Genomic DNA, 26,079 nt, shown 5'->3' on the forward strand with positions numbered 1-26,079 from the left:
CCTGCCCGCCAGAGTCTGCATTGCATCTGAAAGCATTCGATATTCGGCTCCCAAATGCAACAACTAAAAGATAGGAGATTGCTATGCCTTTCAAAGAAATCGCACCTGAGGAGCTGATGCTCAATCCGTTCACGAAAATCGGGAAGGAGTGGATGCTCATCACCGCCGGCGCCGATGCCGGGCATTGCAACACCATGACCGCGAGCTGGGGTGCCATGGGCGTTATGTGGGACAAGAACGTGGTGAGCGTTTACATCCGTCCGCAACGCTACACCAAGGAGTTCGTCGATGCAGAAGAGCGTTTCACCTGCGCATTTTTCGGCGAGGGGAACCAGCGTGAGGCATTGAGCCTTCTGGGCAAGGTTTCTGGGCGTGACGTTCCCGACAAGGTTTCCCAGGCGGGACTCACCCCTGTTGAAGTCGGCGGGTCGGTTGCCTTCGAGGAGGCCGAGCTCGTGTTCGTATGCCGCAAGCTGTACGCGCGCGAGCTTCCGCCGGAGGACTTCGTAGACACCTCCTGCGATGCGCGCTGGTATCCCAACCACGACTACCACACCATGTATATGGCCGAGATCGAAAAAGTTCTCGTAAAGGAATAGCTTCGCATTTCGAGAAGCAAGGATGCCCGCACAAGAACCAGGCGGGATGAGGGAAAGCCCGCGTCAGGTCCTGGCCCCGACGCGGGCTTTCTGCTAAAACGAAAAGAGTGCGGCGGCGTTGCCTTTGGTTGCCCGGGCCTTGTACTCGCTTACGATGGCGAGTCGACTGACGGTCGAGGTGGCCAGGGGATGGGGAAGCTCCTCGGGCGGAAACCATCCAACTTCGGTGCTCTCGTCGTCGCCTACGAACGGTGCGGTGTCGCTCTCGGTGGGCGTGCAGATGAAAAGGATGTCAAGGTATCGGCATTGGTCGCCGTTCGCGTACTCCACCAGGTAGTTTGATGATTTCACGCTCGCGATTGCCTGCGGCGCAACGTGCACGCCCGTCTCCTCGAGCACCTCGCGCACGCACGTGCGGCCAGGCTCCTCCCCAGGCTCCACAATGCCGTACACAAGCGCCCACTCGCCCGTGTCACTGCGCCGTCCGAGCAGGATGCGCCCGTCTGCGTCCTCGACATAGGCCGTAATTCCCGTAAGCCAAAGCGGGTCGTGGCCGATCTTCTCGCGCAGTGAAAGGATGAAGTTCGGGGTCGTCATCGCAGATCCTTGCGCCTATTGCAAAAGCGGCGTCAGCTCGCCAAGGGCGAACACGTCGAGCTCACGCGTAGCGCGCGAAATGCTCGTGTAGAGGCGGTTTTTCGCGATGCGGTCACCGGCGGGGAAGAGTCCTGCGCTCGCGTTCGGGATGATGACGTGGTCGAACTCAAGCCCCTTTGCGAGCGGCAGCGTGAGCAGCACGCACCCCGACCGAGGGAGCGCTCCCGTCGCATCTACCAGCTGGGGAGCGTCGTCCCCCAAAGCCGCGACAAGTTTCGTCGCCTCGTGCTTCCACGGCACGATGACGGCAGTGAGCCCCTCGTCGCTCGAACCCGTCTCGCGCACGGCCTCGCGCACGGCATCCGCCCACGTGTCCTTGTCCTCGAAAACCTCGACGCGCGGCGCCGAGCTCTCGCGTTGCACGGACGACACCTCCATGCGCTCGCTTTCGGGCAGAAGGCGCGCGAACAGGTCGGTGATGCTGGGGGTGGAGCGGTAGCTCGTCATGAGATGGCACTCGCTCACCTCGCCGCGCAGGCGCTCAAACGTGCTTTTGACCTGTGCAAACGTTAGTCCACCCTCGCGAATCGCCTGGTTCTCGTCGCCGAGCAGCATGAAGTGGGCACGGGGGAAGAACCGGGCGAGAACTGCGAGCTGGGGAATCGTGTAGTCTTGCACCTCGTCGATCATGACGTAGCGCGCGTCGGGGTTCGAGAGCCCCGTGCACGCGATCTTCAAGTAGAGCCACGCCGCGGGCGGCAGGCTTTCCGCGCCGATCAGGCGGCGTCCCAAGTTGTCCACGTGCAGCCACTCGTCGCGCGCGATCATGCCGTACGCGATGTCGAAGCGGCCGCGGATCAGCTTGAGCGCGGCCTTGCGCACCTCTTTGTCGTCATCGATGTTCACCGGCTCACCGAACGCCGCGAGCTGCTCGTCGTGGGTGAGGGAAACCACCTCGTCGAAGGCCTCGTCGCTTGACGCCATCGAAGCAAGTTTGGAGTCGAGACGCCGCGTGAGCTCCTCGCGCATCAGGTTCGACAGGCGCGCGCCGGGCTCGATGCGCGGCCACTTCGCGCGCACTTGATGCACCTGTGCTGCCGTGATCAGTTTCACGTGCCCCACGCGGATGTCGCAGAAATCGCCCTGCTGGTATTCGAACCTGCCGCTCTCAAGCGCCTCGTCGATGCGCCAAAGGGTCGCCTCGTCGACGGTGTCCTTCCCGAAGCCCTGCCCCTGCGGCAAGAGCGTGCGCGCGAACTCCGCGAGGGTGAGGGTCTCCGGGTTGCGCTCGCCCATGTCGGGCAGCACGTTCGCGATGTAGTGGCGAAACACCGGGTTCGGCGTGATGAGGAACACGTCCTCGGGGCGGAGGCTCTCGCGGTGCTGGTAAAACAAATATGCGATGCGCTGGAGCAGCACCGATGTCTTGCCCGAACCCGCGATGCCGGCGACGAGCAGCACGGGGCTGTCCTCGTGGCGAATGACGGCGTTCTGCTCCTTTTGGATGGTCGCGGTGATCGCCTGCATCTGGGAGGTGCGCTGCTTGGACAGCGACGCGAGAAGCAGCGAATCCTGGATGGCGATGTTGGTGTCGAAATAGGCGCGCAGCTCGTCGCGCACGATGTCGAACTGGCGGCGTAGCGTGAGGTCGACGGCGATCGTGCGGCCGTTCGCGCGGTAGTGCGTGGGCCCCATGTCCTGGTTGTAGTACACCTCGGCGATGGGCGAGCGCCAATCGACCACGAGGCGCCGACAGCTGTCGTCAGATACGCCCGCAGCTCCGATGTAGAGCTCCTTCGGCGCGGCGCCGCGTTTGAAGTCGAGGACGATCTTCGCGAAGTACGGTTGGCTCAAGAGCAGGCCGATATTGGAGAGCTTCTCGGCGGCGGCGTCTTGCGTCTGGTTGTACGAGTCGATGACGCTGTTCACGGTCGCGAAGTCGGCGTAGGTCTCGAACGCCTCGGTGTCGCTGCCGTAGTTCTGCTTGATTTCCTCCACCATCTGCTGTTTCGTGGCGGCAGCCGCATCCTCGTTCTTGCGCATCTTGGCCGCAAGCGCACCCGCCATCGACCGCAGCGTTGCATAGGTATCGCTTAAATGCTGCTGCTCCTGGGCAAACACGGGATCGTTCTCGCTGCCCTCGTCGTTGGCGACGTCGGGAGCAGCGAGATTCTCGCCATTGGTTTTCGATTCGGATGCGGTGTCGTGTGCGCGTTCGTCTGACATGGACGGCTCTCCTTGGCTGAAATATCGGACGAACCATTGTAGACCATTAGACGCGCAGCGTCACTCCTTCGGGAAGATCGGCGGGGTCGAAGTCGAAGTCGTCTTCGGCGTCCTCGTCGGCAGCCGCCACCGGCTCAACTTCGGGCTCGGGTGTCTTTTTCTCGCCGAAAGCGGCGTCGAAGGCGTCGAAGCTCGCGCGCGGCACGGCGAACGTGATGTGCGCGATGGCTCCGGGATGAGCCTCGATCCATGCCTTGAACAAGCCGACCGACATTTCCGCATCGAACCCTTGCGGCCCGCATCCGAAGGCGCCCACCACAAGCGTCTCGCAGCCGTTCTCCGCCGCGATGCGCAAGAGCGACTCGATACGGCTGGCGAGCGCGTGCTCGCACTCACGCTCCGAGCGGTGGTTCTCCAGCGCGCGGGCGCGGATGGGCTCGGGAATGGCAAGCACGTCGGCGCGGCGGATGACGCCATCGCGCACGAACGCCACGTCGGGCAGGTAGAGCGCTCGATCGGTGAACAGCATGCCGGACGAGTAGCCGCGGTTCTTGCTGTGATAGAGGTCCTTGCAGGCGCAAAGCGCGGGGTAGAGGTTGCTCTCCGCACAGAGAATCTGTTCGGGACCGAAGCTTCCGTCCTCGTAGGCGCCGCCAGGTCGGGTGAACGAGCACGGGTCGACGACCACGACCTTGCCCTGCGCGCCAAACACTGCCTTCGGCGCGAAATCGGTCGTCACCGATGTCGTGGTCTCGCCTTCCGCCTCGGCTACGGGAAGCTCGCGCCCTTCGCCGTTCTCGTAGATCTTGGCCGCCTCGACGGTCGCTTTCGTTTCGCTTGCGAACGCCCCGCGCATCAGCGCAAGGTTCTTCGCGGCGGCTTCGCGCCGCTCGTCACGTGTGGGCATGCTGCGTCCTTCCCTGGGAATAATGCGAACAAGGCCTATGGTAGCAGTTTCGCAGGTTGGGAAATGGGTCGGGCTGGAGACGCCACAAGGTTTGCCCAGATTGCCGGCGTTCCGGGCCCCCTTTCCGCTCGATGGGAGCTCTTCAGCAACGCCCAGTCGCTCAGACAGTCCCCACAGCGCTTAAGGAACTTGCATTGTGGGCGCCGCCGAAGAGCCCTGCTGGGAGCACTCCTCGCGCAGCCCGCACGTGCGATCCCGCGAGCGCTTTTCGTCCCCTCGCTTCGCGCGATTCGGCGGTTTTTGGACCCCTGTGCGAATCGCTCACCTTCCCATGCAATATAATGCGCTTGTAAATCAAGCAAATGGCGTTGGCGGACGTGTGCGGATCGCATCTCGGATAGAAGCGGCCCGCAGAGGGGAATGCAGGTGAGAACCCTGCGCTGTACCAGCAACCGTAAAGCGCTTGCGCTCGCCCGCGCATTGGGGCGGCACAAGCCGAAGTCGGATTACCTATCTGCCAAACAGCCCTGGGAAGGATGGTTCGACTTGTTGTGCCCTCAATTGAATTGGCGGGAACGCCATCGCTGTGCCATGTTCGAGGCAGCAACATTTCCCTTCTCAAAACGAAATAGCCCGTCTTGCTGGATGGCTTGGCTTGGGAGCTGTAGACTCCTGCGCCGTCTGGCTAAAAGGCGCGGCTTGAAAGGGGGTTGCCCGAAAAGGGGACAGTGCGAAGCTGTGTCGTGGCGGCGTCGATGAAGGCGCGCTGCGAATCGGTGAATCAAACGGAAAAGCAAATCAGGCAGATAGAAGATAATCAAGCAGATAAGGAGGCTTGGATGAATCGCAGGAACAAGCTCGTTTCCTTGCTCTTGTCCGTTGTGCTGGCGTGCGGTCTTGTGCCGCAGCTTGCGTTCGCGGAGGTGGGGAAGGAGGCCGCCGCACCGCAAAAGGTGACGGTGAGCTACCATTTGCAGGATACGACGAGCGCGTATCTCGTCAACGAGTCCGACGTCGAGGTCGCAAGCGACGAGGCGGAGTCGATGGGTTTCACCGATCAGGTGACCGACGGCGTTTCGGCGCTCGATGTCCTGGTCAAGGCTCACGAAGATGCTTTCGGGATGACCAAGGACGACGCCGCCGACTATCTGGCCGTGAGCGACGCCGGCTACGTGACGAAGCTCTTCGGGCAGGAGACGGCCGCCAATGGATTCATGCACAATGGCGCATATCCCAACGATGGAACCGAGAGCAATTGGGGCGGGTATAACGGCACGACAGTGGTCACGCAGGCGGTTGCGACCGGCGACGTGCTCGACTTCTTCATCTATGAGGACCAGAGCGGCTGGGGCGACCAGGCTGCCTGGTTCTGCAAGGACGGCGTAGCGGTCGACTCGATCACCGTTCGCCCCGGCAGCCAGACGAACCTCGTCCTGAAGGGCGTCGCGTACATGTCGGGCTACCTCTATAAGGACGCGGAAGCGATGCGCGCCGCCGGCCAGCCCATCGCCGCCGCGCAGCTCGCGAGCGTCGATGGGGAAAACTCCACCTGGGCAGACGTGGACGGTGCCACAACTTCCGACGCTGGCAGCGTGGCGTTTGTCGCCCCCAGCGAGGAGGGGACCTACTACTATACGGCGCACTCCGCTGGCGGTACCGCCGTCATCCCGCCCGTGCTCAAGGTCGTCGTCAGCAACGACGCGCCGATGCCCGCTCCTGCAGCGGAGCTGACGGCGCTCAGCGTGGCGAGCTTCGACAGCAACCCCAACGCGCTCGAGCTTGCGCCCGCCTTTGACGCGGATGTGACCGAATACCGCGTGCCCGCGGTCAAGTGGAGCAGCAACTCCTGGGAGCGCATGTTCCGCGTCAAGGCGTCGGCGCCCGAGGGGGCCGTCATCTCGGCGAGCCTCAACGGCGGTGCGGCGAAGGCTGTGGCGTCGGGCGATTCGAGCTGGACGCTCTTCAACGGAAGCGACCTGCTCGTTAAAGGTGTCAACACGCTCGCGGTGACGGTTGCCGCGTCCGACGCCGTCGACGCCGAGACGAAGGCCTACACGGTCACCGTGCCTGTCGGCCCGATGCTTTCCTTCTCGATCGACCCCGCGGATGCGACCGTCAGCGTCACCGACCCCGATGGCAATAGCGTCTCCGCGACGGCGCCTCTGCTGTTCCCGGTTGAGCAGGGGAAAACCTACACGTACACGGTGAGCAAGGCCGGCTACGTGACCAAGCGCGCTACCGTCGAAGCATCGGCTGACACGACATCTGTCCCGGTGACGCTCGAGAAGGCGCCCGCGAGCTCGCTTGTCGATTTCGATTCTGCGTGGCCTTCGTTCCGCGGCTCTGACGATAACATGGCCATCACGGATGCGAAGACCCCGCGCACGGCTGATGAGGCGAAGCTTCTCTGGGGCGCGAAGCTGACGAGTGGCTGGGACCGAGTTTCGAACACGCTTATCGTGGGCGAAAACCTTTATGCGCTCGCAGGCAAGGAAATCAAGAAGATAGACAAGGCGACCGGCAATGTGATCGCGACGGGCGCTCTCGTAAGCGATAACAGCTGGTACGACGGCCGTCTCGCATATGGCGACGGGATGCTGTTCGCCACGGTTGGCAATGGCCGTGTTCAGGCGCTCAACGCCGACACGCTCGAGTCGCTGTGGGTGAGCGAGGAGCTCGGCGGCACCACGGCGACGCCGATTTCCTACAAGGACGGCTATGTCTACACGGGAATTTCCCAGGGGTCGTCGAGCGCCAATGCGGTGACGTATCTCTGCTTGTCGGCGACCGACGAGGACCCTTCCGCAACTGACGAGGTGAAATATCCCACCTGGATCTACCGCGCGGAGGGCACGGGCTGCTACTGGGCTGGTGCCTACCTGTCGGGCGACGTGATTGTTTTCGGGTCCGACGCGGGGGTTCTTGCCTCGTGCAATGCGAAGACTGGCAAGGTTATCAGCACGTTCCAAGCTGATGGGCAGATTCGCTCGTCTATCGCCTACGCGGACGGTAACCTCTACTTCTCGACGAGCACGGGGAAGGTGTATTCCGTTCCCATTGGCGCAGATGGCGCGCTTGACGGCGGGTCGGTCAAGTCTGGCCAGGTCGACGGCATGACGAAGAGTACGAGCACGCCCGTTGTCTTCAACGGCCGTCTCTACATCGGCGGCGGTTCGTCTTCCTTCTCCTCTGGTGTTGTCGCGGTTATGGACGCAGCGACGATGAGCACCGTCTATTCGGCTAACGTGCAAGGTTACGTGCAGTCCTCGGCGCTTTTGAGCACGGGCTACGCTGCGGACGGCGGCAAGGTCTACGCGTACTTCACCTACAATTACAATCCCGGTGGCATCCTGGTTCTCGAGGATGCGGCGGGACAGACGGAGGCGAAGGTCAGCAACCTCTTCGTGCCCGAAGGGTCTCTGGCGCAGTATTGCCTCTGCAGCCCGATTTGCGATTCCGACGGCACCCTGTACTACAACAATGACTCGGGCAACCTCGTGGCAATTGGCCGGACGTCTTGCAGCATCACCTACCATCTTGATGGCGGTACGAACGCCGAGGCCAATCCTTCCTCCTATATCCCGGGGACGGAGGTTGCTCTCGCCGCCCCCACCAAGAGCGGCTACACCTTCGCCGGATGGTATCTCGATGAAGGGCTTACTCAGAAGGTCGACGCTATCGGCGCTGCGCAGATGGGCGATGTGGAGTTGTGGGCGAAGTGGGAAAAGGACCCCACTCCGGTGTTCACGGATGTTGACTACAATTCCTGGTACGCGCCCGGCGTGGACTTCGTCGCGGGTCGCGGCCTCATGAGGGGATACGAGGGAACTACGATCTTCGGCGTGGGCAACGCGCTCATCCGCGGCGAGCTGGCCACCATCCTCTGGCGCAACGCCTGCCCGGACGAGGCTGCCTCCTACGACCCCGCGGCCGCGAAGGACACCACGGGCATCGCGGGCTCCGCTGACGGCATGTTCTACACCGCCGCCGCGAACTGGGCCGTCGAGAAGGGCGTCATCACCGGCATCGAGCGCCCGGGCGGCGCGCTCGACTTCGCGGCCGACGAGCCCGTGACCTTCGAGCAGCTGGCCACGATCTTGGGCCGCCTCGGCGCCGCGCCCGGCGAGCTCGAGGCCGCGGGCAGCGACCTGTCCGCCTTCGTGGACGGCGCCGACGCGAGCGAGTGGTCCGCCCCCTACCTCAAGTGGGCCGCCGACAAGGGGCTTATCGAGGGCTACGACGAGCCTGCAGGCAAGCGCCTCGCCCCCGGCGAGAACGCAGCCCGCGAGCGCGCGGCGACCGTGCTCATGCGCGCCTTCGATAAGGGTATTCTGAAGTAAATTGAAAACTTGGTGCCGCCGGTGATCTGACGGCACCATTGGGACCCGCTGAGGGAGGAGGGCAAGATCTCTCTCGGCGGGGCTCCTATTGCGCCTTAGCAAAAGGATTGCGAGGCGGCGTGCCAACGAACATCGAACGTAAGGAGGAAGACCATGGCCGAGACGAAAACTAAAAAGCGCATGCTGAACGCGATTATGGTCGCACTCTGCGCCGTGGTCGTGTTCGCCGGTGCTATGGCGGTGACGAGCCTGCGTGATTCGGAATCGGCCGAGCTTGCCGACCCTGCCGGCTCGACGCTTTCAGCTTCCCAACCTGACGGCGAAAAAACTCCCGATGCGCAAGACAAATTAGCAACTGAGCAGGCACAACAGGAAATCGACCAAGCTGCTAACGCGGGTGCGGAGGTGGGTGCGGCCTCGGACTCGGAATCTGCGGGCGGCCAGGCAGCAACCGAAGGACCTTCCCAAGGCGCCGCTGCCGTCAGCAGCGACATTCCCGCGCAGACCTGCACGATCGAGGTGCGCTGCGACACCATCCTCGACAACATGGGTGATTTGGCTCCGGGCAAAAGCTCCTGCGTGCCTGCCAATGGCGTGATTCTGGCGGCTTCCACGGTTCGTTTCGCGGAAGGCGATACGGTGTTCGACGTCTTGAAGGCCGCGGCCTCGGCGACGGGGCTGCAACTCGAGTACGCCTACACCCCCGGCTACGGCTCCTATTACGTGGAGGGGATCAACAACCTCTACGAGTTCGACTGCGGCAACGAATCGGGATGGATGTACAAGGTGAACGGCTGGTTCCCGAATTACGGGTGCTCGGAGTACCAGGTGCACGATGGCGACGTCATCGTATGGTGCTACACATGCAAGGGATACGGCGCTGACCTGGGCGCATCGGTGGAGCAATAGCCATGGCGACGAGAAAAAACACGAAGCGGGAACACGTGGTGGCGAGACGCGCCTTAGCGGCGGCGCTGGCACTTGCCCTCGTGTGTTCCCCTTCCCCGGCACCCTCGTACGCTGCCGACGAGTCGGCTCCCAGCTTCGACTCGAACGCCTCTGCGGCTCCCGCCAGCTATGGGGAAATCCTCGCAGACACGGCCGCCTATCTCTCGGCGAGCGTTCTCAACCCCGGAGTGTCCTCTATCGGCGGCGAGTGGGCCGTCATCGGCCTCGCGCGCAACGGCGGTCTCCCCGCCGATTGGGCCGCATCCTACTACACCAACTTGGTGCGGACGCTCCGAGACACGGGCGGCGTGCTTCATCGCGTGAAGTACTCCGAGTACTCGCGTGTCGTGCTCGCGCTGTCCTCGCTGGGCTTCGACCCGACTGACGTCGCCGGATACGATGTGCTTTCGCCCCTCGGCGACTTCGACCAGGTATGCTGGCAGGGTGTGAACGGCCCCATCTGGGCGCTCATCGCGCTTGACTCGCGCGGCTACGATGCTCCTGCGGCTCCCGAGGGCAAGCGGCAGACGACGCGCGACGCGCTCGTTGACGCCATCCTCGAGTCCGAGATTGCGGGCGGGGGCTGGGCTCTTTCAGACTCGGTGCCCGACGTCGACCTGACAGCCATGGCGCTCACCTCGCTCGCTCCGTACCGCGACTCGAGGGCCGACGTTGCCGCCGCGGTTGAGCGGGGGCTTTCGGTACTCTCGTCTTTGCAGGGAGAAAACGGCGGCTTCGGCGATGCAGGTTCTGCCACTTCGGAAAGCTGCGCGCAGGTCGTCGTCGCGCTTTCCGCACTCGGCATCGACCCTGCCTCCGGCGCGCGTTTCGCGAAGGTGGGCGGCTCGGTGCTCGATGCGCTGTGCGCATTCGCGGTCCCCGGCGGGGGATTCAAGCATGTTGCCGACGGCGAAGTGAACGGGATGGCGACTGAGCAGGGATTTTACGCGCTCGTTGCCTATGAACGCCTTCTTTCGGGGAAGACGTCGCTTTTCGATATGAGCGACGTCGCGTCCGCGGTTCCGCCCGACGTCCCGCCAGACCCCGATCCCGCGCCCGACCCTGACCCGATTCCGACCCCCGACCCTGGCCCGGCGCCGAGCGGCCAGCCTTCAGGTGGCGCGGAATCGCAGGGTGGCGCGGTTCCTTCAGGAAAGACGCTCTTCACGACCCAGACAGCGGCGCCGTCTGGCGAGAAGATGGTCGCGACCTCCTCGCTTTCTTCCGAGGGCGCCTCAAGCGAAGACGCCCCCGATGCTGGCGTCTTGAGCGCGCAGGACACCTTCGGCGATCGGGCAGGGGAAGACACCTCGGCCGACGCCGCCGCTGCTAGCGATAACGCCTCGTCACCGTGGCTTTGGGTGGGCATCGCCGCCGTCGCGGCATGCGCCCTCGCCGCGCTCGGGGTCTATCGGGTACGGCTTGCACGCAAGGACGCCCAAGGGGAGGCGGAGCAATGAGGTCCAGCGGCGCTTGCCCGCCCGCGGGCGCGGCGAGGGGCGCAGACACGTTCGGGACATATCATCCCGCGCTCGGCTTCTCGTTCTTCGCGTGCGCCATCGCCCTTGGCATGTTCGTGCGCAACCCGGTGTTCCTCGCGGCGACCGTGGTGTTCTCGGGGCTCTACTATGCGGTGCTCGCGGGAAGGCGCAGCCTACGCATGTTCGCGGGGATGGCGGTGCTCTTCACGGTCGTTACGCTGGTGAACCCCCTGTTCAATACAAGAGGAGACATCGTCCTCTTCACCTATTTCGACAGGCCCTATACGCTCGAGGCGCTCGCGTACGGCGTGCAAACGGCGGCGCTGCTTGTGGGGATGCTGCTGTGGTTTTCCTGCTACAACATCGTCATGACGAGCGACAAGTTCACCTACCTGTTCGGGCGGATGGCGCCGTCGGTCACGCTTGTGTTCACGATGGTGCTTCGTCTGGTCCCTACATATCGTTGCAAGATCGACGAACTCGCGGCGGCGCGTTCGGGAATCGGGCGCAGCCCAGCTGCCGGAAAGCTCTCGCAGCGCATAGAGGGAGCATCGGCGATTCTCTCGGCGCTCACGTCGTGGGCGCTTGAGGGGGGCGTGTCGACGGCCGATTCCATGCGCAGCCGAGGCTTCGGCCAGGCGAGGCGCACGGCTTATGCGCGCTACCGCTTCACCAGGCGCGATGGGGTGCTCCTTGCGTGCATGGCAGTGCTTGTCGCGATCTCGGTCGCGGCGATCGCCGGCGGGTTTGCAAGTGCGGACTTCGCTTCCCTTACCGTTGCGCCAGCGTCCGACTCCAGCTCGGCGGGAGCTCACGCGGCCCCTGGCCCCGTCTCGCTTATGATGGGGGCGCTCCCCGACCCCGTCTCGGCGTGCGGGCTCGTTGCATATTCGACATTCATGGCGCTGCCGTCCGCCATTACCATTGGAGAGAGGCTCATATGGCACATTTCGCTATCGAACAGCTGACGTTCGCCTATCCTGGGGCGGACCGTCGTGCCCTCGACGGCGTATCGCTCGAGATAGAACAGGGAAGTTATGTCGTCATCTGCGGAAAGAGCGGATGCGGCAAGACCACGCTCCTTCGCCACCTGAAAAGCGTGCTTACGCCGCACGGTGAGCGCACGGGTCGCGTTCTCTTCGAGGGGGTGCCGCTCGAAGAGGTGTCGCAGCGCGACCAGAGCGCGAAGATCGGGTTCGTCATGCAGAACCCCGACGCGCAAATCGTGACTGACAAGGTGTGGCATGAGCTGGCGTTCGGCCTGGAAAGTCTGGGGTGCGACAAAGACTCGATGCGCTTTCGCGTGGCGGAGATGGCAAGCTACTTCGGCATCGAAAGCTGGTTTCACAAGGACGTTCGCGACCTGTCGGGCGGCCAGAAGCAGCTGTTGAACCTGGCGTCCATCATGGCCATGCGCCCGAGCGCGCTCATCCTCGACGAGCCCACAAGCCAACTCGACCCCATTGCGGCGTCGGACTTTCTGAACACGGTGCGCAAGATCAACCTCGAGCTGGGCGTGACCGTCATATTGACCGAGCACCGCCTGGAAGAAGTCTTCGCCTGCGCGGACAAGGTGGTCGTCATGGACCGAGGGGAAATCGTGTCGGTCGGCGCCCCGCGCGAGGTCGCGCTCTCGCTCCACGCGTCCGGAAACGACATGATGTCGGCGCTGCCTGCGCCCCTGCGCATCTTCTACGGAGTGGAAGCCGCCCGCGAGGTGGGTTTGGGGAAGGCGAGTCCCGATAAAGCGACACCCGAGAAAGCGGAATCTCCCGACGCCCCGCTCACGGTGCGCGAGGGAAGGCGTTGGCTCTCACGCGTCGCCTCCGACGACTGCGCGCAGCGCGACGCGATTCCCGCAGACGCCCCGCTCGATGCGGTGGAGCATCCGGTGCTCTCGCTCAAAGAGGTGTGGTTTCGCTACGATCGCGACCTTCCCGACGTGCTGCGCGGCGCGTCTCTCGACGTCGCACCTGGATCGATTCTCGCCATCATGGGGGGCAACGGCGCGGGCAAGTCGACCCTGCTGCGCGTGGCCTGCGGAATCTCGAAGCCCTACCGTGGCACGGTGCGCGTATTCGGTAGGAAGCTAAAGGATTGGAAGGCGGGAAGCCTCTTCGACGGATGCCTTGCGCTTCTGCCGCAAGACCCGCAGAACCTCTTCGTCAAGAAGACGGTGCGGGAAGATTTGGCAGAGATGCTCGCCTCATCCCGTCTGCCCGAGGCTGATCGTGCCCTCCGCATTGAGCATGTCATCGACGTGACCGACATCGAGAGCTTGCTCGACAAGCACCCCTTCGACCTCTCGGGCGGCGAACAGCAGCGCGCGGCGCTTGCGAAAGTCCTGCTCACCGATCCGAAGATTCTCCTGCTCGACGAGCCGACCAAGGGCATCGACGCTTTCTTCAAGCGTCAGTTCGCCTCGGTGCTCGACGACCTCAAACACGACGGCGTCGCCATCGTCATGGTGTCCCACGACATCGAGTTCTGCGCGCGCCACGCCGATGCGGTGGCCATGATGTTCGACGGCGAGATCGTCGCCCAAAGCACGCCGCGCACGTTCTTCTCGTCGAACAGCTTCTACACCACGGCGGCGAACCGCATGAGCAGGCATGTGTTCCCGCGCGCGATTACCGATGAGGATGTGATCGGGCAATGCATGCTGCGCTAGAAATGGAAGCTCGCTGGAAAACCGTCCTGTCATGGCTGGTCGTCGTCGTGCTCACGCCGATCACGGTGTGGGCGGGAACGGCATTCGGTTCGGGCAGCTACTACGTGACCAGCATCCTCGTCATCATCTATGCGATGGTGCCGTTCTTCGTGTCGTTCGAGGCGCGCAGGCCCCAGGCCCGTGAGCTCGTGATCATTGCGGTGATGTGCGCGCTTGCCGTGGTCGCTCGCGTGGCGTTCATCTGGGTCCCGCACTTCAAGCCCATCGCCGCCATCGTCATGATCGCGGGGATTGCCTTGGGGTCGCGCTCGGGCTTCCTCGTGGGGGCAATCTCGCTGCTCGTCAGCGATTTCGTCTTCGGTCAGGGGCCGTGGACCCCTTGGCAGATGCTTGCCTACGGCATCGCCGGGTTCGTCGCCGGGTTCCTCGCCGAGCGGGGGGTGATCCCTCGAAGCGATTTGAGCAACCGCGCGAAAACGGCGCTCTCGCTTGCGGGCGCGGCATTCGTCGTTGTGGTGGTCGGGCCCATTTTGGACACATGCTCGCTCTTCACGATGGTCTCTGCCATCACGCCCGAAAGCGCTCTCGCCATCTACGCGTCCGGCCTTCCCGTGAATGCGGTGCAGGCGGCGGCGACGGCGATTACGCTGTTCGTTCTCGCAAACCCGCTGCTCGGCAAGCTCGAGCGCGTGCGCGTGAAGTACGGTCTTGCGAGATAGGGGGCGCATGAACTTCGCATCCTATCATCCCGCGCTGAACCTACTGTTCTTCGTTGCCGTGGTGACGTTCACGGCATGTTGGACGCGCCCCGGCCTTGTGGCGGTGTCCTTCCTGTGCGCGCTCGCCTTCTCCGTGAGGCTTCGCGGCTCCCGCGCCGTCGCCTTCGGCTGCGTGCTCGCTCTGTGCACGCTCGCTTTCGCAGCACTGTTCGCGTTAAACGTCCACTTCGGCGTGACGCCCATCGCGCGAACCCCCATCGGCAACAGCATCACCGTTGAGTCGCTGACTTGCGGCGTCATCATGGGGCTCAAGGTCGCAGCCATCCTCGCGTGGCTCTCGTGCGCCCTCTGCGTTTTCACCGCCGACAAGGTGGTGTTCCTTTTGGGACGCGTCTTCCCGAAGGCGGCGATGATGCTCGCGGTGGTGCTCCGTGCGGTGCCGGTGGCGGGTGATCGCGCGCGCAAGATCGCCGTCGCTCAGTCGGGCATCGGGAAAGGGCCAGGTCAGGGGAATATCCCGCGCCGAATCGCGAATGCGCTGCGGAGGGCTTCCATTCTTATCTCCTGGTCGATCGAGCGATTCATCGAGATGTCGGATTCTATGCGAAGCCGCGGCTCGGCCCTGCGCGGGCGCACGGCGTACTCGCTCTACCGCTTCGACAACCGCGACCGTGCGCTTGCTATCGTCTTAGTGGCGCTTATCACGGTGTGCTCCGCGGCGACGGCGCTCGGTCAGACGCAGATGCTCTTCAGCCCGGTCATCGTGGTGCCGAAGGCGTCGTCTGCGGGTGTGGCGGTCTTCGCAGCGTTTTTTGCACTGTGCCTTCTGCCGCTTGCCCTCCAAACGGCCGGCGAGGCGGCGTTTTCCCGCAAGGTGGGAAGCGTGTCGAAGGGGGAGTCCCGAAGCCCGTTTGAGAGCGAAGCCCAAGAGAAAGGAAGGACCGCATGAACCTGAAGAAGAAGCTTGTCGCCCTGCTGCTGTCGGCGCTCGTCGCCTGCGCGCTTGTGCCCAGCGTGGCGTTTGCTGCGATAGGCGATGTTCCAACTGGGGAAACGCCGATCGGGCAGGTGCACGTCAGCATCAGCGACACCGTTGCGCGGCCCGCTGGCGTAAACTACCCTGCGCCCCGCGGCATCATCGCCGAGGGGGATGTCGACCTGTATCCCTCGGACAGCGCGATGTCGGCGATTGCGCGCCTTGCGAACGAGAAGGGCGTTGCCGTCATCGGTGCCGACAAGGGTTATATCGCTTCCGTTGCGGGGCTCGGCGAGTTCGACTGCGGCGGGAAAAGCGGCTGGATGGGCACGATCGACGACTGGTTCGCGAACACGGGGCTCGCCTCTGTGACCGTGAGCGACGGCGCTTTGGAGCCGGGCGCCGAGATCGACCTTAGGTACACGCTTGACGGCGGCCCCGATCTAGGGAGCGACTGGGGGAGCAACGACAAGACGGTGGCCTCGCTCTCGGTGGGCGCGGGCATTTTGTCCCCGTCGTTTAGCGCCGACGTCCATTCGTATACGCTCACGCTGCCCGAGGGCTCGACGAGCGTGGCGCTCACCCCAACGGCAACGAACAAGAACTTCCAGGTGAAGGCACGTGTTGGCGGCACGTGGTACAAGCGCGGCGCGGAAATTCCCGTCTCGGATGGCTCGGTGATCGAGGTCGTTTGCGGCGACCCGAGCTGGCCGACCATGAACGATGCCGCCGCCGTTGCTGCGCAGCGCTACGAGATAACCGTGAAAGTCGGGACGTCCGGTTCTGTCCCCGTCTTCTCCGATGTGAATTATTCGGATTGGTACGGCGATGCTGTGACCTACGTGGCTGCGCGTGGCCTCATCACGGGCTACACCGACGGCGACAAGGCAGGGCAGTTCGGCGTGGGCGACACCCTCACGCGCGGCCAGCTCGCCACGATCCTCTGGCGCAACGCTTGCCCCGATGCGTACGCGTCCTACGATCCTAAGACTGCCAAGAACGAGATCGATATTGCGGGCTCTGCCGATGGCATGTACTATACGGCGGCTGCGAACTGGGCCTTCGCAAATGGCGTGATCACCGGTATCGAGCATCCTGATGGCACGAAGGACTTCGCCGCGGAAGGCAAAGTCTCCTTCGAGCAACTTGTGACTGTCCTTGCGCGCCTGTGCGCAGCTCCCGGCGAGCTTGAGTCTGCGGGCAGCGACCTGTCCGCCTTCGCCGACGGCGACTTGGCGAGCGACTGGTCGCGCAACGCCTTCGCGTGGGCGGCGGCAAACGGCCTCGTCGAGGGTTACGATTGGCCCACCGGCAAGTACCTTGTGCCCGGTGAGGACGTCGCCCGCGAGCGCGTGGCCGTCGTGCTCATGCGCGCCTTCGAAATGGAAATCTTGTAGGCGCCGCACTTTCCCTCTTCGGCGGGACGGCGAAACGGGGAGTTGGTTGGTGGAACGATCATAAGGAGAAGTACCATGATCCACGTGTATTACGGCGACGGCAAGGGGAAGACGACGGCGGCGATGGGCCTTGCGCTGCGCATGCTCGCCGCCGGCGGCCGCGTCGTTATCGTGCAGTTTCTGAAAGACGGTGGAAGCGGCGAGGTGCGCATGCTTTCCAGTCGACTTGGCGTCCCCGTGTTCGCCTGTGCGCCGACGGGGAAGTTCACCTGGGAGATGACCAACGAGGAGCTTGCGGCGGTGCGGAAGGCCCACGATAAGAACCTTGCGGCGGCCCTCGACGAAGTGGAGGACTCGGGTGCGCGGCTGCTCGTGCTCGACGAGGTGCTCGATGCGCTCGCGATGGGGCTTGTGGACGAGGCGGTCGTGGCCCGCGTGCTCGATTTGGGGACAGGCGAGCTCGAAGTGGTGCTTACCGGCCGCAACCCGAGCGAGGACATCGTCTCGCGCGCGGACTACCTGACGGAGATGAAGTGCCGAAAGCATCCATTCGAGCAAGGTGTCCCGTCTCGCGAGGGCGTGGAGTACTGATCTCGTGCACACGCCGCGCGATTTCAGTTGCTGCCGTTCCCGTTCAAAAGGATGACCCCGCTGACCAACGGCTTGCACGAGTGATATCATCCCGTTACCGAAAAGCTTTCGGCAACCTGTCTTTTGGTGTGCACATCCGGAGGCATTGTGTGAAATGGGGAATCATGCGACATAACCTTGTAAGTAACTGCGCCCGCAGGGCGTTGGCGATTTTTGCCTCAGCGGCGCTTGTTGCGGGCCTTGTCCCCGTGGCGGCTTTCGGAGAGGTCGGGGGGGGGGTCTTCCGTTGCTGATGCGTCGTTAGATGCTCGTCTTGTTGAGCAAGCGGCTCAGACGGGCGAAGGCTCTGCCAACGTGCCCGGCGAGGGGGGCGACACCTCGGGCGCGGGCAGTGTATCCGGCCCGGGGGTGGACAATGCTTCTGCTTCTGGAAGCGAAAGCGACGCCCCAAGCGAACTGAGCGCTCCAAGTAGAAGCGATACCTTCGATGGCGGCAACAATGCGGGCAGCCCCAGCTCTCCGGATGCGGGTAACCTTTCGGGCTCGAGCTCTGACTCTACCCCGGGCGGCAGCTCCAGCGCTCCCGATACCGGCGACGCCCCAAGCGCCCCCGAACCCTCGGCGCCCGAAACATTTACCGATGTAGAGCCTGGCTCATGGTACGAGCCTGGTGTGCTCTTCTGTCAGCAGAAAAAGATCATGACGGGCATTGCGGGCACGACCCTGTTCGGCGTGGGCCAAAGCCTCAGCCGCGCGCAGATGGCTGTTATGATGTGGCGCTATGCCGACCCCGAGGCTGCGTCAGCCTACCTTGGCGATGCCGACAACGAGACGGGGATGGACGACGTTGAATCCCGGACATGGTACACCGCTGCAGCTAACTGGGCTGTCGAGAACAAGGTGATCAACGGTTTTCCTCAAGATGATGGCTCGTTCGCCTTCAAGCCCGATGTCTCCGTAACCCTCGACCAATTCTGCACCATCATTGCGAACTTCAACCACGTGAACCCTCGTTATGGAACCGCCTCGCTTTCGCGCTTCTCTGATGGCGAAAGCGTTCCCCAATGGGCGGCACGCGGTCTTGCATGGTGCGCCGATAAGGGCTTGGTCTCGGGTTATGACCGGGGCGGCGGCATCTTCGAGCTCTGCCCGACGGTGGAGCTTCCGCGCGAGCGTGCGGCCACTGTTTTCATGCGTGGATATGATGTCGGGGTGTTCGACGACGGCTCCGCTCCGCTCGTCTCTCCCTGCGAGGACCTGGGTTTGTCCGGGTATTGGTTCATTCGCTCCGCATCGGTGAGCTCCCTCTCGATCGAGGCGCGCTCTGAAGGTGATGTTCAGCTTGCGAGCGCGAACCTTTCGCTTTCCCAGACTTTCACGTTCTCGTATGAAAACGGCTATTACCACATCATCTACGCGGAGACTGGCCTTGCGCTCGAGACGGCGCCCGGCATCGCGAGTTCCCCTTCGGATGTCTCCCTCGGTGCAGCTGTCTCTCAAAGCAAGCGTCAGCAATGGTCGGCTGTGCGAACGGAGTCGGGTGCGCTGCGCTTCTGTAACCTTGCGACCGGCTACTGGCTCGCCTCGCAAGATCCGAGCATGGGCTCCCCCTTGCAGGCAGTCGAATCCCCCGAGGAGGACGTTTCGGCGTTTGCCCTCGTCGAGCAACAGGACCTGCTTTCCGAGGGTCTCTTCACGATCTCCCCGAAGGGCGATTTCTCGAAGCACCTCGATGTCGTGGATGCATCCGTCGATGACGGCGCGAACGTGCAGATTTGGTACGACAACGGTTTGCTCGCCCAGAAATGGTACGTGAAGCGCGCATCGGGGAAGGTCAATACCTATACCCTGCAGGCGGCGTGCTCTGGCAAGCTGCTTGCCGCCGATTCGAATGGCAACGCGGTGCAGCGTAGCGCGGACGGGTCGAGCGAGCAGTTGTGGCGTGCCGACTTCTCCGGTGGCTTCGTCGTCTTCACGAACCTTGGCACGGGGCGCGTGCTCGATCTTGCGGATGGGCGCACCGACGCAGGCAACAATGTGCAAACCTATGCGGCGAACGGGACGGATGCCCAGCGATTCTCGCTACGCGAGACGCAGCCTCTGCCCGAGGGGCTGTACACGATTTGTCTTGCTGGAACCGACCAGGTAATCGACTTGAGGGATGAGTCCCAGAAGTCCAACGCGAACATTCAGACATGGATATCGAATGGAACGGGCGCGCAGATTTGGAACATCGAGCACAACCAGGATGGCTCCTACACGTTCACGAACTGCGGCTCGAAGATGGCGATCGACATCTTCGACGGTATCATGGCCGTGGGGACGAACGTGCAGCAGCATGAGGTCAACGGCTCGCAGGCTCAGAAGTGGCGGGCGATCTACAACGGCGACGGCACTTTCTCCCTCGTTCCGTTCGCGAGTGGTTCGGTAGCGCTCGGGACGACGGGCACGTCGGGCGGATCGAACGTCGAGCTTGTGAGCCGAGACGCTGCTGCGCGCCTCACCTTCCAGATGGCGACGCTGCCCGGTAAGGTAGGGTATCAGAATCCTGCGGGATACTACCAGGTCAGCTCAAGGTCGGTGACGCTGCCCGATTACGCGAGCGGGTACTTCACCTATGTAACCCCTTCGCAAATCGCTCCTGATGCGACGCGCGAGGATTGCATCGATGCCTTCATCAACCGCGCGTACGACTATATCGGCACGGCATATCGATGGAATTATTCCATGGAGCCGGGCGTGGGCGTCGACTGCATCGGGCTTGTGTACCAATGCCTGTACGCGACGGGCATGGATTTGGGCGAGTTCAACCCCTACGATCACTACGCGACCGGCGCTGACGGTTGGCATAGCCACGACGCGAACAACATGTGGAACTACGGCGACGTGCTCCACCTGCCTCTGTCGATGCGGCAGCGCGGCGATGTGATTTCCTGGGAGGGCCATGTGGCAATCTATCTGGGCAACGACATGATCATCGACGCGTATGGCCCGGTGGATGTGCACAGCATGTGGTCGCGCGGCGTGCCCCGCGGCGTGCTGCGTTTCTATCAGTAATTCCCGTTCGGTTTCAATGGCCATGAGGGAATCTCGCTTGTTCGAGATCGATGGCGAACCTGCGAGTTCGGCCTGCTCGGAGCCAAAATGAAAGCGAGCGCCAGATGATCGGTCCGGCGCTCGCTTCGAGAGGCGTTTCAGCTATTGGTGTGGGCGCGGCTTTTGCCCTTGTATGTGTAGGAAACTCCTCTCCTCAAAAAGTATGATACCTAATAAAATAGTCATTTTTCAGTCGTGATTTTCTCAGTTTGATGTGCGAAAATGCTACTTGTCACGGTCTCGCAAAACGTAATCGTGCGGTTACGTTTCCCCTTGCGCGCCGGTGGGATGCCGCGCGTCATATCGCACCGCCCGCCCGCAAGTAAACCCTTACTAATATGAAGATGCTGTGCACCTGAGGTGTGCAAGCTGCCCTTTTATTGCCTGAAATGGGCGTTTCAGCTACAGCTTTCCCTCGTGAGGCGCACAAAAGCGCTCAAGGCCGCTATAATCCAGAAAGTTTGAACAGAAGTGCCGCGGACGGAAGCGGCGAAGTCAAAGTTCGCCCGTGCGCGGGCGGCCATAAGTTGTAAGGGGCAGGGCTGGTGCTCGACCAATTCTTCTCGCAGATATCGTTCGTGGATATCTTCAACTTCTGCGTCTTCATCACGTTTACTATTTGCTATACCTATCAGCTGTACTACGTGCTCGTTGTGCTTTCTCGCAAGCCGAAGCAGCTCGTTGCGAAAAAGAACCATCGATACGCCGTCGTCGTCTCCGCTCGCAACGAGAGCGCGGTCATCGGCGACTTGATCCACTCCATCAAGGTGCAGAACTACCCGACCGAGCTGATCGATGTGTTCGTCATCGCCGACAACTGCACCGACAACACCGCCGATGTGGCGCGCGAGGCGGGCGCAACCGTTTTCAAGCGCTTCAATACCGAGCAGGTTGGCAAGGGCTACGCGCTCGATTACGGCTTCAAGATCATCCGCAGCCAGTACGCCGACCGCGGCTACGAGGCCTATTTCGTCTTCGACGCGGACAACGTGCTCGACGTAAACTACTTTCGCGAGATGAACAAGACCTTCGATAACGGCGCGAAGGCGTCCACGAGCTACCGCAACTCTAAGAACTACGACTCCAACTGGATCTCTGCCGGCTATGCCGTGTGGTTCCTGCGCGAGGCCAAGTTCCTGAATCAGGCTCGCCTTACGCTCAACACGAGCTGCGCGGTGTCGGGCACGGGCTTCTTCATTGCCGCTGACATTATCGAGAAGAATGACGGCTGGAGATGGCACCTGCTCACCGAGGACATCGAGTTCTCCGCGAACAGCATCCTCGAGGGCATTCGCATCGCCTACACTCCGACGGCGGTGCTCTACGACGAGCAGCCCGTCACCTTCCGCGATTCCTGGAACCAACGCTTCCGCTGGGCGAAGGGCTTTTACCAGGTGTTTTGGCACTACGGTGCGCGTCTTGCGAAGGGCATCTTCACCAACCCCAAGGGTTCCCGCTTCGCCTGCTACGACATGCTCATGACCATCGCACCAGGCATGCTGCTCACCATCGTGTCGGTTATCTTCAACACAATCATCATCGTGCTTGCAGCGACGGGCGCCATGTCGACGGGCGTCATGATTGCAAGCTCCATCTCGTCGATTTTCTTCTGCCTGTTCAACTACGTTATGTTCATGTTCCTCTTCGGCGTGCTCACCACGTTCGTCGAGTGGGATTCCATCCACGCGCCCACGCGCAAGAAGGTGCTCTACATGTTCACCTTCCCGTTCTTCATGCTGACGTATGTGCCTATCGCGCTCGTTGCGCTTGTGAAGAAATGCCAGTGGAAGCCGATCAAGCACAGCATCTCAGTCGACGTCGAGGAGTTCTCGGAAGCCCAGCAGGGCATCGCCGCGCAGAAGTAAGCGCGCAGCGGCTTCTCGCAGATCAGGCATTATCCAGCGGAGGGTCCCTCAGGGGACCCTCCGTTTTTATAGGTGCGGGAAGGCGCGGAGCGCGAAGGGGCCGAGTCGCGGGAACGCGCGTGCCCTTGTCGCTCATCAAGCTCGGGCAAAGGTGAGGCAGTGCACGTTGCGCCCGCCTGCTTCCCGTATCGCGTCGCACGCGGCGAACAGCGTGGCGCCTGTCGTGCACACGTCGTCGATGAGCAGGATGCTTTCCGGCGCGCTCGCGCCCGGCAGGGCGGATACGGCATGCGCCATGTTCCCCATGCGCGCGCGACGCGAGAGTGCGCGCTGGTCGTGGGCACGCGGCGGGGAAAGCAGGGGGATGACGGGCCGCCCGATTGTTGCCGCCACTTCTTGCGCGAGCAACTCCGCGTGGTCGAACCCTCGGCGCGCCCGGGCCTTGCGCGAGGCGGGGACGAACGTGACCCCTGCCACCTCGCTTGCGATCTCGGGGGAAAGATAGCGGGCCATGTAGCGCGCCATCTCTGCCGCAAGCCGCTGCTCGCCCCCGTCCTTGTAGACGACGGCGATGCGGCGCGAGCTTTCAGTGAGTTCGAAGGGGCTCGCGAGGCTCGAGAATGCCACGGCTCCGCGTCCCGTTGCGGCAAGCATCACGGGATTGCACTCGGTGCATTGCACGTGCCCCCAGGGAGCGCCGCAGACGGGGCACGCGCGCCAAAGGTCGATGAAGGGAAGCTCGCTTCTGCAGCGTTCGCACAGAAGCTCGCCGGGCTCGTCGCAGATGGCGCAGCGGGTGGGCCAAAGCGTTTCCGCGACAGCCTGCGCCGCTGCCTCGGCGTAGAGGCGTGCGGTTTCGGCGAGAGTGGTTGTCGCAAAGGTTGTCATGATGCGAAGTGTAGCGAGCGATCCTGGCAGATGACGTGCACGAGCCTTGCCGAAACGCGGCGCGACGGGAACATTCTTCAGGCGCGCTTTCCAAGCCTTTTAAGGAATCTCATGGCAGTATTGCCATGCTTCTGCGGGATTTCCCAGCAGCATTTCGCCGGGCGAGCGCATATTCCGCCTTCCGTTCGATCCTGCAACTCGCAAAAACCTTGCAAGAACCTGGCAGGTGCAAACAGGCGGAAAGTCCGGCGTGCAAAACCTCTGGCGAGAAACGGAGGCAGGTTAAGCGATCGCAGGGAAACCTCGAGTCCGGACGGGGTTGCGTTCAGGCAGGCTTGCTGACTCCAGCGCGTGCAGAAATAAGCTCCCAACCTGCCAGATAATCGGCAGTTTTCATCAAATTGAAGAGCCGAACAAGGAGGGAAAGCGCGCGCGTCCCATGACGCATCCTGCTGACCTGGTGATTCGCTTCGGCGCAAAACGAGAGCGACCAGCAAAGCGAGCGCAAGCCCTCTCCGCGTGATGAAAACCTCCCGATTTCTGGCAGGTCTCTTCTGGTTTTTAGCAGGGTCGGAAGGTCTTTTATCCTGTATTCGTTCCTTGCAGCAAAATCCTCTTGGTTCCGAAGATTTCTTCTGCGCCTTCTTTTCCCGCTTCCATGTGGAATGATGTGTGTGCTTCTATTCGCCGTTGCCGTTCTGCTACACTGAAACGTGCTTCTTTCGGGTCTGTAGTTGCGGAAACGCCCCGAGCGTTTCTCAGTCCAAGGCAGACGCGGTCAAAAGGATCCACGTAAGTTGCGCGTTTTGCGCGCAGCGAGCATGGCGCGTCCTAGAGGTAAGTCGCACCGCCCGATCCCATTTTCGTGCGGCACAAGGCCGCCGCGGGCGAGAGGTACCACGGGTGCAAGCTCACGACCCAGTGCGCGAGTGTGGGGGCAAAGACTAGGTCAGCCGAAAGAAGCGCATGAAAAGGAACAGACGGAGGTTACGGTGACGAAGCGTTTTCGGAAAGCTATCCTTTGCGTGGCGATCGGTTGCGCCATGGCTCTTGCGTTCGCAATGACGGGCTGCTCGACCGATTCCACTTACGAGCCCGAGACGAAGACCCCTCAGGTTCAATCGCCGACCATTAAGGAAGCTGGCGTTTTGCGCGTCGGCGTGAACACGGGCCGCGCCCCGCTCGCCGGCATGTCGGGCAACAAGATCGTCGGCATCGACGTCGACGTGGCGGCCGCCATCGCGGACAGCCTCGGCCTGAAGCTCTCCATCGTCGATACGGGCAGCGATCCCGAAGGCGCGCTCAAGGACGGGTCGGTCGACATCGTGCTTGGTATCGATAAGTCCTCGACCGATGGCTCGTTCTGGAAATCCGATTCCTACCTGCCCACGGGCATCGCGCTGTTCGCCATGTCGGAGAACGCCGCCGTCCCGACTGCGACGACCGGCGCCAAGTTCGCTGCGCAGGTTTCCTCCACGAGCGCTTGGGCCGTCATGAACGAGTTCGGCGACACGTCGCTCACCTCCACCTCCAGCCCGAAAGAGGCGTTCGCGGCTTTGAGCTCGGGGCAGGTGCAATACGTTGCCGCCGACGCGGTCATCGGCAAGTACTATGCGAACGGGTCGAACATCAACGCGAGCATCATCGCGCTCATGCAGCAGCCGAGCGGTTATTGCGTCGGCGTACTCGATAGCAACTCGGACTTGAAGACCGCCATCGCCAACGCCGTGAGCTCTCTGAACTCCAACGGTGTCATGAGCGTTATTCAGTCGAAGTGGCTGGGCGGCAGCATGGACCTCTCGTCGGTGAAGCTCACCGCCGGGGCGACGTCGGGCGCGAAGGCGAAATCGGACTCGACGACGAACGGCGCGACCTCGACCGACGCGGTGTCTGCTGATGCGGGCGCGCAGAGTGCCACTTCGACCGACACGACGGCGGGCGGTGCCTCTACGGCTGGCTCGAACGCCGTGAAGGCTTCGTAAGCTGCGACACCTCGGGCGGCGGCTTGCCATCGCCCGATCCAAAACTCGCAAGTGGAAATGCTTCATTAGTTGAAACGCCTCCTTTCGGAGGCGTTTCTCATTTTGTGCCAGAATCTCTTCAATTCGATGTAGTTTTTTAACTCGCAATGCGGGCTCGAATCATGCGGGCACGGGTCGAGCACGGGCGGTTTCGGCCCGCACCCGACAAGCAACGTCTTACTCTCCGAGCAAGTCCACCACAGTGAAGTCGGCCTTTGCGCTCTCGATGATCTCGCGGTTGCCGAACACGCAGGCGATGTTCTTGCTTGCCGCCTGGCTCACGGCGTCTCCGAGCGCCCGCACCTCCTCGATGGTCGCATTTGCTACCTGCGAACGTGTGACCAGGCGCTCTGCCGGGTCGATGTGCGCGAATACGTAGCCGTCCTGACGACGCGCGAGCTCGCGGGGCTTCAATGGCGCGTCGAGCCCCGCGACGGTCGAGACAATGTAGCCGTCCATTTCCGTCTCGCTCGGGTTGAAGTCGGAAAGCCATGCGCCCGCTGCGCGGAAGCGCTCGAGGGTCTCGTCGATGTGCGGGTCGCGATACGAGTAGAAGCGCATGTTGCCCGTGCGGGTGGGCGAGAACCCTGCTCCGTAGGCGCCGCCCTTCACGCGGACCTCGTTCCATAAATAGTCGTAAGAAAGCGCGCGCGACGCCACAAGCCAGGCGCCCGAGTAGGGGACTCCGAGCAAGCGGCGGTCAAAGCCGAGCGCGGTGTAGGTGACGTCCGTCGGCACGACGAAGGCCTCGCCGGTC

At 62.7% G+C, this 26,079-nt stretch carries 17 protein-coding genes, 1 pseudogene and 1 riboswitch; of the genes and pseudogenes, 13 read left to right on the top strand and 5 right to left on the bottom strand.

Features of this window, described 5'->3' with window-relative positions:
* Nucleotides 1-83 precede the first annotated feature (83 nt).
* Nucleotides 84-599: a flavin reductase gene (locus Q0G18_RS04350; protein WP_297149873.1), complete on the top strand. Its 516-nt coding sequence runs from the start codon at nt 84-86 to the stop codon at nt 597-599.
* Nucleotides 600-692: 93 nt separating this feature from the next.
* Here the strand turns inward: Q0G18_RS04350 and Q0G18_RS04355 are convergent, their stop codons facing one another.
* Genes Q0G18_RS04355 through Q0G18_RS04365 form a run of 3 tightly spaced genes read right to left on the bottom strand, consistent with a single transcriptional unit; the run spans nt 693 to nt 4,329 of the window.
* Nucleotides 693-1,196, bottom strand: a complete 504-nt coding sequence (locus tag Q0G18_RS04355; RefSeq protein WP_297149876.1) for an NUDIX domain-containing protein — start codon at nt 1,194-1,196, stop codon at nt 693-695.
* Nucleotides 1,197-1,211: 15 nt separating this feature from the next.
* Nucleotides 1,212-3,422 carry a UvrD-helicase domain-containing protein gene (locus Q0G18_RS04360; RefSeq protein WP_297149879.1) on the bottom strand — a complete coding sequence of 737 codons (2,211 nt, stop codon included), beginning with the start codon at nt 3,420-3,422 and terminating at the stop codon, nt 1,212-1,214.
* 46 nt (nt 3,423-3,468) lie between these two features.
* Entirely contained in the window at nt 3,469-4,329 is an 861-nt protein-coding gene (locus tag Q0G18_RS04365; RefSeq protein ID WP_297149882.1) for a TIGR02452 family protein, read from the bottom strand.
* 366 nt (nt 4,330-4,695) lie between these two features.
* A riboswitch (cobalamin riboswitch) is annotated at nt 4,696-4,862 on the top strand.
* 306 nt (nt 4,863-5,168) lie between these two features.
* On the opposite strand from Q0G18_RS04365, the gene Q0G18_RS04370 reads away from it, so the two are divergent.
* The 11 genes from Q0G18_RS04370 (at nt 5,169) to Q0G18_RS04420 (ending at nt 22,413) form a co-directional block, all read left to right on the top strand.
* Nucleotides 5,169-8,669: an InlB B-repeat-containing protein gene (locus Q0G18_RS04370; RefSeq protein ID WP_297149885.1), complete on the top strand. Its 3,501-nt coding sequence runs from the start codon at nt 5,169-5,171 to the stop codon at nt 8,667-8,669.
* A gap of 153 nt (nt 8,670-8,822) precedes the next feature.
* Nucleotides 8,823-9,578, top strand: a complete 756-nt coding sequence (locus tag Q0G18_RS04375) for a DUF4430 domain-containing protein (protein WP_297149888.1) — start codon at nt 8,823-8,825, stop codon at nt 9,576-9,578.
* 2 nt (nt 9,579-9,580) lie between these two features.
* Nucleotides 9,581-11,077, top strand: a complete 1,497-nt coding sequence (locus Q0G18_RS04380) for a prenyltransferase/squalene oxidase repeat-containing protein (RefSeq protein WP_297149891.1) — start codon at nt 9,581-9,583, stop codon at nt 11,075-11,077.
* Nucleotides 11,074-12,066 carry an energy-coupling factor transporter transmembrane protein EcfT gene (locus Q0G18_RS04385; RefSeq protein WP_297149894.1) on the top strand — a complete coding sequence of 331 codons (993 nt, stop codon included), beginning with the start codon at nt 11,074-11,076 and terminating at the stop codon, nt 12,064-12,066. Before Q0G18_RS04380 ends, Q0G18_RS04385 begins: the two co-directional genes overlap by 4 nt.
* Nucleotides 12,039-13,769: an energy-coupling factor transporter ATPase gene (locus tag Q0G18_RS04390; protein ID WP_297149898.1), complete on the top strand. Its 1,731-nt coding sequence runs from the start codon at nt 12,039-12,041 to the stop codon at nt 13,767-13,769. Before Q0G18_RS04385 ends, Q0G18_RS04390 begins: the two co-directional genes overlap by 28 nt.
* Entirely contained in the window at nt 13,754-14,488 is a 735-nt protein-coding gene (locus tag Q0G18_RS04395) for an ECF transporter S component (RefSeq protein WP_297149901.1), read from the top strand. Before Q0G18_RS04390 ends, Q0G18_RS04395 begins: the two co-directional genes overlap by 16 nt.
* 7 nt (nt 14,489-14,495) lie before the next feature.
* The gene (locus tag Q0G18_RS04400) at nt 14,496-15,437 is read left to right on the top strand and encodes an energy-coupling factor transporter transmembrane component T (protein ID WP_297149903.1); all 942 of its coding nucleotides are present in this window, start codon (nt 14,496-14,498) and stop codon (nt 15,435-15,437) included.
* Nucleotides 15,434-16,861 carry an S-layer homology domain-containing protein gene (locus tag Q0G18_RS04405; RefSeq protein WP_297149905.1) on the top strand — a complete coding sequence of 476 codons (1,428 nt, stop codon included), beginning with the start codon at nt 15,434-15,436 and terminating at the stop codon, nt 16,859-16,861. Before Q0G18_RS04400 ends, Q0G18_RS04405 begins: the two co-directional genes overlap by 4 nt.
* Nucleotides 16,862-16,936: 75 nt before the next feature.
* Nucleotides 16,937-17,452: a cob(I)yrinic acid a,c-diamide adenosyltransferase gene (locus Q0G18_RS04410; RefSeq protein WP_297149908.1), complete on the top strand. Its 516-nt coding sequence runs from the start codon at nt 16,937-16,939 to the stop codon at nt 17,450-17,452.
* 354 nt (nt 17,453-17,806) lie between these two features.
* The gene (locus tag Q0G18_RS04415) at nt 17,807-20,509 is read left to right on the top strand and encodes an RICIN domain-containing protein (RefSeq protein ID WP_297149910.1); all 2,703 of its coding nucleotides are present in this window, start codon (nt 17,807-17,809) and stop codon (nt 20,507-20,509) included.
* A gap of 584 nt (nt 20,510-21,093) precedes the next feature.
* Nucleotides 21,094-22,413 carry a glycosyltransferase family 2 protein gene (locus tag Q0G18_RS04420; RefSeq protein ID WP_296062011.1) on the top strand — a complete coding sequence of 440 codons (1,320 nt, stop codon included), beginning with the start codon at nt 21,094-21,096 and terminating at the stop codon, nt 22,411-22,413.
* A 135-nt stretch (nt 22,414-22,548) separates the two neighbouring features.
* Here the strand turns inward: Q0G18_RS04420 and Q0G18_RS04425 are convergent, their stop codons facing one another.
* A complete protein-coding gene (locus Q0G18_RS04425; RefSeq protein ID WP_297149912.1) occupies nt 22,549-23,301 on the bottom strand; it encodes a double zinc ribbon domain-containing protein in 753 nt (250 codons plus the stop codon).
* A gap of 992 nt (nt 23,302-24,293) precedes the next feature.
* Here Q0G18_RS04425 and Q0G18_RS04430 point away from each other — a divergent pair.
* Nucleotides 24,294-25,283 carry a transporter substrate-binding domain-containing protein gene (locus Q0G18_RS04430; protein ID WP_297149915.1) on the top strand — a complete coding sequence of 330 codons (990 nt, stop codon included), beginning with the start codon at nt 24,294-24,296 and terminating at the stop codon, nt 25,281-25,283.
* A gap of 216 nt (nt 25,284-25,499) precedes the next feature.
* Here Q0G18_RS04430 and Q0G18_RS04435 read toward each other — a convergent pair.
* Nucleotides 25,500-26,079 (bottom strand): annotated as a pseudogene (locus tag Q0G18_RS04435) (peptidase M16); the annotation flags it as partial.

It is taken from the genome of uncultured Ellagibacter sp. (assembly GCF_934636505.1).
Classification (GTDB): domain Bacteria; phylum Actinomycetota; class Coriobacteriia; order Coriobacteriales; family Eggerthellaceae; genus Ellagibacter.